We start from the raw sequence: 14,295 nt of genomic DNA, 5'->3' as shown, positions 1-14,295 counted from the left end.
TTTATTGCACTATAACTCCGGTATCTGAGTATAAGTAACTAACATGACTGTTTAAAAAAGAACAGCGACCCCAAAAGTTAGTGTATTTTGAGTGGTAGCCTCTCCTTGACTTCGAAGAATCCGCTTAAGAGCACCATACTCTTCATCATGTTCGTACTCTGTAAAAATATTAAGCCCTGGCTTAATACGATAATAAGGTCTAAGGATATAACGCATTTGGTTTAAGCCATTGCCAATCTCATTCTTGACCACGGTATGAGTGGCCAGAATGCTGCGAAGTCCTGTTAGGAAGAAGAAGTTATTGGTCAGCTGAGTAGCCCGCGCTAACTGAATATCAAATTTCACACTGCCGTCCCGGTAATACGTTCTAATGTTGGTGTCAATGTAATAAGGCATCACCCCTTCAATACCAATACCAGGTTGCCAATAAGGTCCTCCCGGGCGATAAAAATAATTGACTCCACCTTTAATAGCCCAAAATTGACTAATCAAATGCCAATAGAACACATCGATGTCCGCATTTTCAACGGATCCTTTATAAATTTCCGCATCCTCAGTATACAGCTGGAGCTTATTATAATCTGGGCCATAGAGGCCTCTGAAAGACATTTCCTGAGCATTATGAAAGGGATCTTCACCCAGTTCGAGATAACTTGAGCGATAGAAGCCTTTATGATGCCCTGCGGGGTGTTTGATGAGTGACGCATCCAGTGGCATAACTTCGTCTTCTCTTACAATCGGTCGATTGATGTAGGCTTGCTGAACAGCGTAATTCTCTGGCTTTCGAGTGCCGTTGGCAATCTCAATGATGGTGGTGTATTGAAATACGCGCGCCATGCCCGCCGTCATGTGCAGAAGATGGTGGCAATGGAAAAACCACTGACCGCTGGCCTCAGTATCAAAATCGGCAACGGCAGTAGCCCCAGGAGCCACCTCAATGGTATGCAATAACGGATCGTAAGACCCATGACCATTGCGTAAAATAAACCAATGACCATGAATATGCATGGGGTGACGCATCATCGAATTGTTAGTAAAAATAATCCGATAACGCTTTCCTGGCTCAATCAGAATCGGCTTGGCCTTGTATTCCGGTAGGCCATTAATAAACCAAATATAACGATCCATATAACCAAACAATTCCATTTTAATAATGCCATCGACTGGTTTATTAGGATTGTTGGTTTTTACTGCGGCTTTTAACTCTTGATATTTGGTTCCCAGGGTGGTGGCTTTTGATGAACCTGGCGGCTCTATCTTATCACCGATGATGGTCGGCTCAATAGGCATCTGCATATTCATGGAATCATTCATTGACATGCCCTGTTCCATAGGCATATCAGGCTTCATGTTCCTATTCGTAGATATGTCGTTGTCATGAGCAGAGTTAGACGTCTTACTCTGGTTCATTGCGCTATGATTCATGTCCGACATAGCCATGCTCTTATTCATTGAGGTCGAAGAGGAGTCAGATTTCATTTGAGCAGAGTTAGACGTCTTACTCTGGCTCATTGCACTATGATTCATGTCCGACATAGCCATGCTCTTATTCATTGAGGTCGAAGAGGAGTCAGATTTCATTTGAGCAGAGTTAGACATCTTACTCTGGCTCATTGCACTATGACTCATGTCCGACATAGCCATGCTCTTGTTCATTGAGGTCGAAGAGGAGTCAGATTTCATTTGAGCAGAGTTAGACGTCTTACTCTGGCTCATTGCGCTATGATTCATACCCGGCATAGCCATGCTCTTGTTCATTGAGGTCGAAGAGGAGTCAGATTTCATTTGAGCAGAGTTAGACGTCTTACTCTGGCTCATTGCGCTATGATTCATACCCGGCATAGCCATGCTCTTGTTCATTGAGGTCGAAGAGGAGTCAGATTTTATTGAGGATGAGGTGTGAGCTGAATGATTTGATACATTGTCCTTTTTCTTTTGGGGAGTCATGGAGGACATGGAGTGCTTAGGACTTTGTGAACTCATGGTCTTAGAATGCGAAGGCATGGTCATTGATGGGTTTATCGCCATTGATGATTTATTTTTGTTCATCATGCCATGCAGTTGGTTTCCATCCATCGCCCCGCCATTCATAGACTGCATCATGTTGGCCATCATCTCTCTTGTGACAGGAAGTGGCTCAGGAAAAGGAGTCACTTGCTGATAGTTGACGACTTGATTCGGGGAAGTCACTAAGGCACCATAAGCTTTGCCCAGCGTGTCAATCGACTCGGCATAAATAATGTAAGGCTTGTTTTTTTGAATGTTCACCAAGATATCATAGGTTTCACCCGGTGCAATCCAAAAATCCTCAATGGGATAAGGGGTCACATCATTTCCCTGAATGTGCACCATGTTCACTTTGGCGTCAGGAATTTTGACACGATAGATGGTGCTTGCTCCCGCGCCAATGAAGCGTAGCCGGACGGTATCCCCTGCCTTCACAGGAGCAGTCCAAGGATGAGATTTAGGGTAACCATTTAATAAATACGCATCATAAGCCACGTCACTTAAATCATAGATACTCATGCGCATTTGTTGCATCATTTTATAATCGGCAATTAACTTTTTACGCTCTTGTGGAGAGGCTTTACGATAATCATGAAGAAACTTCATGAGTGAGGGTTGGAGGGGAAATCGAGGACTGTAATAATCGCCGTCTTTTTTTAAATTTGCAAGCACTTGTTCAGCAGGGCTGTTGCTCCAATCGGATAACACCACCACATAATCTTTGGTGTAGTGATAGTTTGGAGGATTGGGTGGATCAATAATAAACGTACCATACAAACCTTCTTGTTCTTGAACCTTGGCATGAGCGTGGTACCAATAGGTTCCTCTTTGATACAGCTTAAAGCGATAATGGAATACGCCTCCCGGAGGAATTGGTTTTTGACTCACCTCGTCTACCCCATCCATTTGCCAAGGGACTAAAAGACCATGCCAATGAATGGATGTTCCCTCATCCAAATGGTTATACACATTGATGGTAACCTCATCCCCTTCTTTAAAATGCAAAGTCGGCGCTGGAATTTGCCCATTGACGGCAATGGCGCGTCTGAGTTTGCCTGCAAAATTCACCATTTTGTAAGCAACCACCAAATTCACCGTATGCTTTGCTCCGCCTGTCATGGTTAGAGGCGTCACCGTTTTAACAGATTGCTTTTTAGCGGTAGGTTGTTCCGTTTTGTATTGTGTAGGTTTAGGCTGAAGCTTTGTTGTCTTGGGAGAAGTTAACGGTTGTGTTGAAACATTGTGCTGTTCATGCTGGGCAAACAAAGCAGAAGAACTGAACAATAAAAAGGAAAAAAGAAAAAAACAATATCTTATTGAATAACGCAAGTCCTTTTGTAACATGTCTCCATCCCTCTATAAAAATCGTATTAATGCGGCGATACCGCTTTTTCTGCTTTGACAGGCAGAACACCATACCCATAACGATAGACTAATTCCCCTCCATGCCAAGCCGTCGTGAGTAACAGCACTTGGATAATGAATAACGTCATTAAGAAGGTCAGAGTCGGTTTTTGAGTTTTAATATAACGCCAAACCGTCCAGAAAGCCATAAGTAACATGGCACTTGCGGTAGCGAGGGCCCAGTTGCGGTGAATCACTTTTGCAGCATGCGCCAAAGCACCGTGTTTCACCGTATAAAAGGCATACAACCCAGCGGACACAGTGGTAATTGTGCTCAATGCGGCCAGCCATAAACACCAACGAGCCACTATGTCCAATTCAACAACAAACAAGCTCGTGTTCCATCGACTATAAGAGGCCAAATAGATAACGGTATAAAGAATCACGGAAACAGTGAATAAAGCCACGGTAAAATGAACAAAAATGGGGTGCCAATTGGGGATAATTTCTATCATGGTTGATGTATTCCTTATTCCAGTTTGGGGAACCAACATCCCCCTAATCCTTGATTTCCTATAAAAAACAGCCATTCTATGGGCATGCTATGGATGGCTCTTTTATCCCTTACTTTTGTCAATTGATATAGTATATCCGTTATGCTAAATGTCGGCTATGGAAATAGCAACAATAAAATGGGTTGTTTCTAGTCGTTGGCAGAGACAAAAAAAATAATTTTAAAGGAATTGTTATGAACGCTAAGGATTGCTTTGCAGAGAAGGAATACGAAGAACAGGCAAGAGAAACTATCCCTCTTTTTGATGAGAAAGAGTGTCACAAAACCAAGGACTTAGAGAATGAGATGGACCTTGATGAGGAGTTTTATGCCATACGCTCCATGAATTAACACCCTCAATATTAATCGGGATCCTTATAGAGCGCGTCAAACCAATTCGTCATGACGTCATTACGCATGATTCGAACAGTTTCCAACGAATCCCTCATCATCTGTGCCCACGCATGCTCTGTTTTTTTAAAGAAATTACTCTCTGTTACCATTCGGCGATTGGCTTGAATGGGTGGGTCTAATAGTTCGATTGCTTTCATCAGCGGATTCACTTTTTCAGAAAAAATATAGCGACTCAGGCGCATGGGATGAGTTTTCTCAAGCCACCAGGATAAGAAAGGATTACTTAAGCTTTGCACCAAGGGCTGTGTTATTTTTTGGTAAATCGAATCATTGGCTTCGGATGTTTGACGGACTTTTTCAAAAGGCTCTGTGGAGCTACTTGTGCAAAGTTCTGTGAGCTCACGCTCTTCAAAACGCACCTGATATTGTTCTTTACTGCAATCGGGATTGCCCGTTGGGTTAATAATCATCATTTCATAAAGCCCTGGTGGCAATTGTTCAATGGCCGCACCATGCTCTAAAATGGCACGATGGTGCAAGCGCACGACTTTGGCTGAGACAAAAATTCCTAAATGCCCAACGGAAGGATGAAGGAGATAAACCACTCGCTGTTTGGCTTCCTTCAATGCTTGTGTCGTAGGATAAATCGTTCTTATCCAATGCAAAGCCTGCCTGGGTGGGGTAATTTGATCACCCTGGGAAGCAAAGAGAACAATGGGACTTTGAATGCGTTTCAAATCGTAAACACATCCTTTATGAATCCGCATTTCACCGCGCTCGAGTTGATTGCCAATAAAAAGAGTATTCACTGTGGCCATTATCTCTTCCTGGCTAAATTGGTAAAAACCATTCCACCAGCGTTCAAATTCTAAAAATCGCTCACGTACCCCATCGATTTCATCAAATAAATTATAATACTTATCCCAAATGGCCGTGGTGGGATTGAGTAACTCAAAATTAGAGACCAACCACGCCCCATCCAATATCCCTTCTTTTAAATCCGATAGAAAACGGGCACTCCAGGCACCACCCAAGAGTCCCCCTAATAACTGCATGGGATTGGCTTCTTCTTCGATGTTGGACCAATAAGAAACGGGTGAACCATTCATGACCGTCAAGCCAACCGAACCCACGCAATCAGAAGCCAATAAGGCAAGCATCCAACCTGCTTGACAATTACCATAAAGAATAGGCAATTTGCCTTCATGCCAAGTTTGAACTTTTTTAACAAAATGGCGCAATGTTGCTAAAACATCAGCCAGTGTTTGATGAGGAACAGGGTTAGGATAAAAAATAACAAAATACACAGGATGGCCACTATGAAGTGCAATGCCCACTTCAGAATCCCGTTTGAAACCCCCAATCCCTGGTCCATGGCCTGATCTGGGATCAATGATAATGACTGGATGAGCATTCGGATCAAAACACGCTTCAAAACAAACATCGCCGACCTCAAGAATTTTAACTAAGGCATAATTCGTTTTAGGCTCCAATGATTTCCCATCCAGGACTAATTCGTATTTAAAATTAAGCAGTGGGGGTAATCCTTCTTGTTCGTGCTCCATCATGTTATTAGCCCGTTCACGCAAGGTATCAAAAAACAAAACAGAACGCTGCCAATAATCCAGTTGATAAGAAAAAAAATCATGCCCAATTTGATAAGGCGAGTCGATGCTTTGCTTGTCCATGCGTCACCACCATCCTGAATCATCAATCTCTTTATCTATTTTGGACCAGGGATAAGATTTTTACAAAAGTTTTCACGCAATTGGATTCCTGCTATTTATAAAGATAAATAGGAGACAATTCTTTTTCAATGAGGGGATTAAGAGGATGAAATAATAAAAAAATCAGGCCTTAACCGTTTGTTGTTGCACTGTAGATAATCTATTATTGTAATACCTCATTTGATAAAGAAGAGTCTAATGAAAAAGATAAATTTACTATTGTATTTATTAACCATGCTCGCTATATCCTTTGTCACCATGGGTCATGAAACCACTCAAGCTACAGACACTACAGACCAAACAAAACACATGTATCGCGGCTCCTCGATTACTCTTGAAGAGTTAGCGGCTGTTGCGGATTTATCTACAGCACGGGATCAAAAAGGCAATCCAGTGACCCTAGAAGAAGAAAGCTACCAAGTGGGCTCTTTTACAAAAGGCACAGTGACTATCATTCCTAAAAGTGGGAAAGCGGATGAGGTCATTACCTTGGATTTAAAACCCAAATAACTCATAAACATTTTACCTGTGCAATCTCAACATTGGACAAAATCCAATTTTATTCATGAAAATAAGCCAACAGAAAAGAATAACCAAAAATGGTTCTTGTTATTTTTTTATTTTTAATCTAAATAACTAAATTCTATCACCGATAAATCAAGTTCAAGGGCTAGCTGTTGATTTGTTATTGCTCATTGGGGTGCGCAGCTGAGAGTAATTCTCCCTGTCTGAATAAAAGATCATCGTGAGACTAGAGAATGCAAAATGAAGCAAGTCTGTTTATGAATGGTGAAAATTTATGAATTGTGAATGTCAGCAAGCTACTAAATTTGCAGATCAAAAAGTACTAATCATTGCCTTGGCATTAAATCTTACTATGTTTTTTGTAGGCTTGACCGCTGGGATAATTGCTCAATCTACTGGACTCATTGCTGATTCACTCGATATGCTTGCCGATGCATCAGCTTACATGTTAAGTCTTCTAGCAGTTGGTCGTGGTATGCGCTTCAAAACCACAACGGCTGGGTTGAGTAGAAGTTTACTATTAATTTTAGGTGTTGGAGTACTGATTGATGTAGGACGCAGAGCGTTACTAGGCAGCTCTCCTATCAGCACGGTAATAATAAGTATTGCTTGTATTTCTCTGGTAGTAAACAGTGTGGTTTTGTATTTACTTCGCTCATTTCGTAATGGAGAAATTCATTTACGCGCCACATGGATTTTTACTCGTGCAGACGTAATTGCCAATATAGGGGTTATTCTATCGGGTGGATTAATCGCACTCACAAAATCACGATATCCAGATCTAATTGTTGGGTTTATTATTTCCTTATACGTCATTAAAGAAGCTTTTCAAATCTTAGGTGAAGCACGCAAAACGCAGCTGACCACCAATAATCTAGTCTAAGGGGAACAGGCAGTATCTCGAATTGGAATTCGTAGTCGTAATTCTCAGTGCACTCACTAATGAACTGTGACAGAAGGAATCATGGCTTGCATGATCGAGTGCATCCAATAAGACATTTACCCTGTGGCCTGGCTATGTAAGACAAAAGTAATCCCTGAAAAACCGCGAACCACAGAGTACCCTCATGACCCATTCCTTGATTAATTAGGGGCATTGGGAGTATACAGCGCACGCAGCTGTGCTAACACTTTTTGCAATTTTTGCCAATTGGCTTCGGTCCCTTCTTTATCATTGGCATCGCCTGTTTTATCAAGACGAGTCGCCAATTGACCAACATAGCTTAGATTTTGTTGCAGTGTTTTTTTCTGCTCCTCTGATAAATCCTTGCTTAAAGCTGGTAATGCGTTGGCTAAATCACGAATGGCAAAAGCATGCTCATGTATTGAAGTCAAATGGTTGTCACTCAAGGCCTGATTAATGGAAGCACCATGCTTATCTATTGCCTCCCAAATGGCTGGAATGGTTTTAGGAATAGATTGCGCTGGTTCTTCAGTAGAATCAGCAAATGCTTGAGAATACCCACAGACCAGTAAAACACTGGCGATAAGCCCCAACCAAAAATACCTTTTTTGTTTCAAAGCAGCCATATATTTCATTTTGTTTCTCCTTGTTTTGTTTTATTCAAACTCCGTTTTTCTCGCCACACTTCAATGGCATGATACACGGTAGGCACCACAAACATATTTAAAACCGTTGACGTCAATAACCCTCCCAAAAGCACCTGAGCTAAAGGACGTTCCAATTCTTTACCCGCAGGTGAACCCCACAACAAAGGAATTAAGCCAAGTGCCGCTGTTGCAGCCGTCATTAATACCGGCACCAAACGGTCCAGGGTGCCATCAATAACCACTTGTTCCCGAGTTTTTCCCTGCAATCGTAATTGATTGTAGTGGCTCACCAAAATAATGCCATTTCTCGCAGCGATTCCAAACAAAGTAATAAACCCAATCATGGCCGCTACACTCATCTCACCACTGGCTATAAACAATGAAATAACCCCACCAATGAGTGCCAAGGGCAAATTAAACATCACTAATAAAGCCTCTCGAAACGTCCCAAACGCTTTATGCAGCAAAATCAACATCACAAAAATCACCAAGCCACCAAAAACCAAAATCACTCTGGAGGCTTGCTGCTGGCTTTCAAATTGGCCGCCGTATTGAATAAAATAACCCGTGGGCAGTTTGATTTTTTCTTGTACTTCTTGTTGCACTTCGGCAATCACGCTGCCTAAATCACGTCCCTGCACATTAAAAGAAATCACCAACAACCGTTGCACGTTCTCGCGATTAATTGCAAAAGGTTGCGGTTCCAATGCAATCTCAGCCACAGCCCGCAAGGGGATTTGCGCATTGCTGTCTTCCCCCACCCCATGAGCATCAATCAACATGTTTTGAATGTCCTTGACGCTATCACGGCCTGGTTTATCCATTCTAAGATACAAATCAAACGTGCGTTGTCCCTCTAAAACACTGGAAACACTCACGCCATTCAGAAGCACTTGCACGTCTTCTGAAATCTGCCCCACATTAACCCCATAACGCGCTGCTTTTTCGCGATCGAGCTGAATCACCAATTGGGGTACTTTAATCTGTTGTTCCTTATTCACATCCACCACCCCTGGTACTGATTGCAACAAAGTCTCCATCGACTGCCCAAGCTCATTGAGTGTGGATAGATTATCCCCAAAAATCTTAACGGCCACTTGAGCTCGAACGCCTGAAAGCACTTCATCCATGCGATGAGCAATGAATTGCCCCACATTAAAGACTGTTCCTGGAATATTCGCTAAATCGGCTCGGATGCGACGCAGCAATTCATCAGGTGGCATGGAAGCGTCTTTATCAAAATTAAGAAGCACATCAAATTCACTGATGTTGGGAGGTAAGGCATCTTCATCCAATTCACTGCGCCCGGCTCGCTGCGCAATGGAAATCACTTGCGGATAGCGAAGTAATGCTTTTTGCACCTGTTGGCCTAAACGCATGGATTCATCCAACGAGGTTCCCGGCAACGTACTCATCACGACAATAAAGTTGCCTTCATGAAACTCCGGCAAAAAAGAAGTGCCAAAAAAAGGAAGTAACGCCAGGGCAAAGACAAAAGCCGATAAAGCTAAGGCAAGAACCGTTTTGCAGTGTGCAATAGACCATTGGAGTGCCGTTAAAAAATGCTTTTTAAGCCACAAGACAAAGCGAGTTTCGGACTCCGCTTCATGGCCACCTTCCTTTTCCACCGCATAATGCCGTTCCTTATTCGATAAAGCATGCAAGCTCACTTCATCGTCTTGTTGTTTTTCTTGGCGATGTACCAGTAACAGGTAGCACAAAGCAGGAACCATGGTGATGGACACCACTAAAGAGCCTAATACCGAGGCAATGTAGGCAATAGCTAAGGGACTAAAAATATGCTCAGCAATGCCTGACAAAAAGAAAATGGGTAAGAACACCAAACTAATGATAATCGTGGCATAAACCACCGAACTTCGAATTTCAAGCACCGCATCAAAAACTACTTGCATGGTGGGTAAAGGATGGGCTTCCTGACGATTAATCCGTAAGCGATGCACGACGTTTTCCACCGTAATGATGCCGTCATCAACCACCTCACCAATAGCAATCGCCATACCGCCTAAGGTCATGGAATTAATCCCAATGCCAAAGTAATGAAGAACTAAAATACCAACTACGAACGAAACTGGCATAGAAAGGAACGTAATAAATGAAGCGCGCCAATTCATCAAAAAAACAAAAAGAACCGCAATAACAATCACAGCCCCTTCAAGCAGGGCGCGAGTTAAATTGTGAATGGCGGATTCAATAAAACTGGCTTGACGAAACACATTAGTCATTAAAGTCACACCGTGAGGTAAGGACTTTTTAATTTCAGCCAGTGCTTTTTCGACTTTCGCTGTGGTCGTAACCGTATCAGCCCCATACGCTTTAGAAATTGTCCCAATCACCGCTTTTTGGGTATTATAAGCTCCATCCCCACGCTTAATCTCACCACCAAAAGCAACGTGTGCCACATTATTAATGGTAATCGGCACCCCATTACGAACCACAATTGATGTTTTTTTGATGTCCTCAAGCGTCTTAATCCTCCCAACGGTACTCACTACGAATTCGGTTCCTGCCTGATGGACAAAAGCACCGGGTACGTTTTGATTCGCAGAAGTCAGCGCTTGTCGCACCTCTTCGACCGTGATTCGGTAAGCCAACATGCGCTCAGGAATAAGACGGACCTGGTATTGCTTGACCTCACCACCTAAGGAGACCACAGAAGCTACCCCACCTAGAGCTAAGATACGGGGACGAATTGTCCAATCGGAAATGGTACGCAAGGTTTCAGGACTTGCGGTATCACTCACTAACGCGTATTTAACCAGCCACCCCACGGCCGATGTAACCGGTAACATGATGGGTGAGTCAACGCCAGGAGGGAGGCGATTCACTGCTTGTTGAATGCGTTCATTAACCAACTGGCGATCACGGTAGATGTCGGTTTGGTCGTCAAACACCACCGTGATGGTGGACAACCCCACCGAGGTTTTAGAGCGCACACTGACCACCCCTGGCGTGCCATTAATCGCACTTTCCAAAGGATAGGTAATTAAGGTTTCCACATCTTGGGTTGCCATGCCAGGTGCTTGGGTTTGTACCACCACTTGCGGTGGGGCAAATTCTGGAAACACATCCACTGGCATTTGTTTTAAGGTATAACCACCCAGCAAACAAAGAATAATCGTTAAGGCCAAAATCAAGGGACGATTATGCAAAGACCAGGCAATTAAGTGTGTAAACATTTAGTGAGGCTCCTCTTGGCCTGATGGCGGTTTACTACCTCCACTCAACCACAAAGTATAAAGCTCACGCTGCCCTTGCATCACAACGAGGTCGCCAGGAACTAACCCGTCTTTAATTTCTGAGTACTCATCATCCACAGCACCTATTTGAACTATGACGCGATCATAAATATCCTTATTTTGCACAAAAACGAATTGCTCGCCATCCGCCTGTAAAAGAGCCGCATTAGGCACAGCAAGTGCTGCCTCATTACGAGCTAAAATCACATTGGCACGAACAAACATCCCGGGCTTAAGGAGCCTGTCTTCATTATCCAAGGTGATGCGCACATTCACGGTGCGGGTTAAGGGATCAAGATTGGGTTCAATCAAAGTCACTTGGCCTGGAAAAGTTCGTTTAGGATAACTTAAGGCATGAATAGTCACTTCTTGCCCTACCTTAATCTTACCCAAATCTTCTTCATACACTTGGGCTACGACTAATAATTTATCGCGATTGCTGATGTGAAAAAGAACCGTGTTCGGTTCAACGGCTTGACCTAAGTTAATGTTCCTGGCATCAATGATGCCCGCAATCGGAGCCATAACCGCAACACTTGGTGGAGGATTACCCACTAATCTTGATTGCACTGTGGCTAAGCGTTGTCCTGCCTTGATGCTGTCTCCTAAATTCACATCAATCGCTGTCACACTCCCACTAATCCGAATGCTGACATCGGCTTGCGCATCAGGTAACAATTGTACTTGACCATTCAAACCCAGCATTTGCGCCATAGAACGATTAGTTGCTTCCACCACCTTAATGCCAAGCATCTTGGTTTGTGCCGGTGTTAAATGAACTGGGCCTTTGGCTCCTCCCTCACTCACCTCGATTTCCTCCCCATGAGCAAAGCACCCTTGTATAGGAACGAGTAGACTAAGAAAAAGACTAATCAAGGCCATCCTTCTCATGCGCTGTTGCCATCTCATTTGCTATCCCCATTCCTTTGATACACCAAATACGGACAAAACCCCTGGGTCTTGCCAGGACCAATAGCCGTACATAAGGCCACATACACTTGTAAATACTTTTCTAGAGTATTGAGATAAGTAGTCTGCAACTCATTTTGTTGCTTTTGCACTTGCAGCACATTCAAAAAAGAAATTTGTCCGTTCTCATAAGAGTCACGAGCCAGTTTGACATTCTCAACTGCTAATTTCAGAGAAACCTGTTGCGTTTCCTTAAGACTCATTTGTAGGGCTTTTAATTGTTCATAGTTACTGGCTACTTCTGTCGCAATACTTAAATCCAAAGCACGCAAGGCCATTATTGCCTGAGTCCCTGTGTGACTTGCTTCTAAAATTCGCCCCTGATTACGATTTGAAAGAGGAAGAGGCACAGACAGTGTTACCCCTAAAGTCCGATCGGCAGGTTGTGGAGGCCCTTCTTCCACCACAATTTTATCTTGCTGTACCCCAAGCCCTACCGTCCAATCAGCAAAACGCTCGGCTTTGGCCAAACGACGATCGGCATTGGCACGCTCAATCGATAACACAATGCCTTGACGGTCTGGACGATTTTTAAGCGCTAGTGCTTTTAAGAGTGGTAATTTAAGGAGTTTTCTTTCGGCGATAAAATCCATCTTCAGAGATAAGGGGGAATTGGCTTCTCGCCCCATCAATTGGTTCAGTGTCGCATATTGGCTAATACGAAGACTATGCAAAAGGTGCTTTTCTTGCCCAATACGCAGGTACTCAATGCGTGCTGCATTCTCATCCAGCTTTGAAATTTCAGCCGCATGATAACGATTATGGATAACATCGACGAGTTCGTGGTTTATCCGTAATAAGTAATTCACCTGTTGCATGCGACGCTCTGTAATTATTGCCGTATAAAAGGCATTGGCCACTTTGCCACTTAATTGACGCTCGGCTTCCCTGATTTCTGCCATGGCTTTCAACACATCTAAGCGAGCCACTGTCTTTTGCTTTGCAATACGCCCAGAAATAGGAAATGCTTGATTAAAACCAGCACTGCGTGAATATTCCCCTTCATCATTAAACAAGCGATCGTCGTTATTGGAGAGGTTGAGACTTGGATTGGGCCAAAGGCCTGCTTGTAGCAAACGGGCCTTGGCAATAGCCACATTATAACGAGCGGCTTTTAAATCCTTGTTGTTCACTAAAGCCATTTGAGTTATTTCCTGAAGAGTCAATGCCTTCCCCGCTGTTGCCCAAGAGGCGTACAGCAACAGAAGGACTACCCAATAAGAAAACCGCCAGATACGATGATATTCCATAAACGATAGCTCAAGAAGTCTATCTATTGTTTTATCTTACATCGATAGGCTCGGCCTACCATCCAATGGTCTGCCACGAAATCATTTTTGGGATTACCCTCATAAGTTTGTTGATGTTGACTCACCAAAACCGTATTGGCACCTAATAGCGCCGCTTCATTTCTTAGGATATTCCGTTCATCCTTAATCAAATGCTCGTGTGATTGATAGGATTGGCTCATGCCATTGCGATCGTAGGCTCTGACTTCTCCTAAAAAAGTACAGCCTTTTGAGATCTGATCTGACTGGAGGATGGTTACTTTTTCTCCTTCAGGGGTTAACTTGGCATTATAGGAACACCCCACAAGAAGTGCGGGAATTATCAATAGGAGAGTGCGTTTCATCAGATAATGAGCCATGAATTAATACCTTCTTTTTATTATTTTATTTTTCTAGTATCTCCCACCCAATGCCATTAAACAATGGGCTGTAAAATAATAGATTATGTCGTACACACTACTGCAGTAAGATGACTGTTTTATGCGTTCTCTTTTTCTATTCAGCGATTGGATGGATACTCGTGTCGATGGGATGGTTTGTTGTCGCAAGCATTGGACTATAGACACAAGAACCATTGATTTTTCTTTCCTTCGCCGCGTAACAAGCCAAATCCGCTTCTTTGATGACGGCAGACTTGATTTTTCTTCATTGAAGTGACTGTGATGATTTTTGTTTAGCGAATGCAATAAAGACGAAACACATCTTTAGCCCAGCTGGCC

General features: G+C 43.2%; 11 protein-coding genes and 1 pseudogene. 3 read left to right on the top strand and 9 right to left on the bottom strand.

The window, feature by feature from the left end; all coding sequences use genetic code 11:
* Positions 1 to 51: 51 nt before the first annotated feature.
* Complete coding sequence (locus DYE45_RS02730; protein WP_115300406.1) at positions 52 to 3,351, bottom strand: multicopper oxidase domain-containing protein; 3,300 nt, start codon at positions 3,349 to 3,351, stop codon at positions 52 to 54.
* Between the two features lie 26 nt (positions 3,352 to 3,377).
* The gene (locus DYE45_RS02725) at positions 3,378 to 3,905 is read right to left on the bottom strand and encodes a DUF2231 domain-containing protein (protein WP_115300405.1); all 528 of its coding nucleotides are present in this window, start codon (positions 3,903 to 3,905) and stop codon (positions 3,378 to 3,380) included.
* A 194-nt stretch (positions 3,906 to 4,099) separates the two neighbouring features.
* Here DYE45_RS02725 and DYE45_RS02720 point away from each other — a divergent pair, with 194 nt between their 5' ends.
* A complete protein-coding gene (locus DYE45_RS02720; protein ID WP_165481718.1) occupies positions 4,100 to 4,255 on the top strand; it encodes a hypothetical protein in 156 nt (51 codons plus the stop codon).
* Positions 4,256 to 4,266: 11 nt separating this feature from the next.
* On the opposite strand, the gene DYE45_RS02715 is transcribed toward DYE45_RS02720, so the two are convergent.
* Positions 4,267 to 5,946, bottom strand: coding sequence for a DUF3141 domain-containing protein (locus DYE45_RS02715; RefSeq protein ID WP_115300403.1), 1,680 nt, complete (start codon positions 5,944 to 5,946; stop codon positions 4,267 to 4,269).
* A gap of 237 nt (positions 5,947 to 6,183) precedes the next feature.
* Between DYE45_RS02715 and DYE45_RS02710 the strand changes: the two genes are divergently transcribed.
* Together DYE45_RS02710 and DYE45_RS02705 are read left to right on the top strand one after the other, a co-directional pair.
* The gene (locus tag DYE45_RS02710) at positions 6,184 to 6,495 is read left to right on the top strand and encodes a hypothetical protein (protein WP_165481719.1); all 312 of its coding nucleotides are present in this window, start codon (positions 6,184 to 6,186) and stop codon (positions 6,493 to 6,495) included.
* Positions 6,496 to 6,784: 289 nt separating this feature from the next.
* The gene (locus DYE45_RS02705; RefSeq protein WP_115300401.1) at positions 6,785 to 7,393 is read left to right on the top strand and encodes a cation efflux transmembrane domain-containing protein; all 609 of its coding nucleotides are present in this window, start codon (positions 6,785 to 6,787) and stop codon (positions 7,391 to 7,393) included.
* A gap of 200 nt (positions 7,394 to 7,593) precedes the next feature.
* On the opposite strand, the gene DYE45_RS02700 is transcribed toward DYE45_RS02705, so the two are convergent.
* The 6 genes and pseudogenes from DYE45_RS02700 to DYE45_RS14855 form a co-directional block, all read right to left on the bottom strand.
* On the bottom strand, positions 7,594 to 8,049 hold the full coding sequence (locus DYE45_RS02700; RefSeq protein WP_115300400.1) for a transporter: 456 nt from the start codon (positions 8,047 to 8,049) through the stop codon (positions 7,594 to 7,596).
* Positions 8,046 to 11,258, bottom strand: coding sequence for an efflux RND transporter permease subunit (locus DYE45_RS02695; RefSeq protein WP_115300399.1), 3,213 nt, complete (start codon positions 11,256 to 11,258; stop codon positions 8,046 to 8,048). The genes DYE45_RS02700 and DYE45_RS02695 overlap by 4 nt, the downstream gene beginning before the upstream one ends.
* On the bottom strand, positions 11,259 to 12,227 hold the full coding sequence (locus tag DYE45_RS02690; RefSeq protein ID WP_115300398.1) for an efflux RND transporter periplasmic adaptor subunit: 969 nt from the start codon (positions 12,225 to 12,227) through the stop codon (positions 11,259 to 11,261).
* Positions 12,224 to 13,537 carry a TolC family protein gene (locus DYE45_RS02685; protein WP_165481720.1) on the bottom strand — a complete coding sequence of 438 codons (1,314 nt, stop codon included), beginning with the start codon at positions 13,535 to 13,537 and terminating at the stop codon, positions 12,224 to 12,226. The genes DYE45_RS02690 and DYE45_RS02685 overlap by 4 nt, the downstream gene beginning before the upstream one ends.
* A 23-nt stretch (positions 13,538 to 13,560) precedes the next feature.
* On the bottom strand, positions 13,561 to 13,935 hold the full coding sequence (locus DYE45_RS02680) for a DUF4156 domain-containing protein (protein WP_115300396.1): 375 nt from the start codon (positions 13,933 to 13,935) through the stop codon (positions 13,561 to 13,563).
* 136 nt (positions 13,936 to 14,071) lie between these two features.
* Positions 14,072 to 14,209: pseudogene (locus DYE45_RS14855) on the bottom strand (GGDEF domain-containing protein); the annotation flags it as partial.
* Between the last annotated feature and the right edge of the window lie 86 nt (positions 14,210 to 14,295).

The organism is Legionella taurinensis (assembly GCF_900452865.1).
GTDB classification, from domain to species: Bacteria; Pseudomonadota; Gammaproteobacteria; order Legionellales; family Legionellaceae; genus Legionella_C; species Legionella_C taurinensis.
Note: the sequence above shows the minus strand (reverse complement) of the source record. Positions and strands in the feature narration are given on the sequence as shown.